Annotated in this window: 1 protein-coding gene; it reads right to left on the reverse strand. The window is 70.0% G+C overall.

Annotation, left to right across the window (positions count from 1 at the left end; genetic code table 11):
* Positions 1 to 436: type I-E CRISPR-associated protein Cse2/CasB (casB, locus tag E0L35_RS25645; RefSeq protein WP_138801741.1), on the reverse strand; the 436-nt coding region annotated here is incomplete at both ends.

Here is a 436-nt window from a genome sequence, read left to right on the forward strand (position 1 = left end):
GGCCGGCGATGCCCATGCGCAGTTGCTCGGCATGCTGGGCGTCGTTGGAGGCGCTGCTGTCCTCCTTGAGCACGAGTTCGCCGAGTTCGAACCAATTGGGCTGTACGCCCTTGGAGGCCAGCAGCCGAAGCACGCGCGGCAGCAGTTGACGGAAGGCCTCACCCCGAGATGTGAGCAGCCGCGTCACGCGAGACTCGGCCACGCCCGCCTGGGCCAGTTGCCGGCCGAGCTGGCCGGTGCCGTTATGCCCCGCGAGCGCCATGCCATGGGCAATGAGTGCCCAGCGTGGCCAGGTTTCAGGACGCCAAGTCTCGGGTTGCAGGCCCGCCGAGAGCAGTGCACGCGAGAGGGCCGCGATCTCATGCGGGCGCAGTGCATCGGGGTCCATGCGTGCCAATGCCGCGCGGTCGCCGGGCCCGGCCTGGCGCACATGGGC

Source organism: Halomonas sp. ATBC28 (assembly GCF_005937175.1).
Lineage (GTDB): Bacteria > Pseudomonadota > Gammaproteobacteria > Pseudomonadales > Halomonadaceae > Vreelandella > Vreelandella titanicae.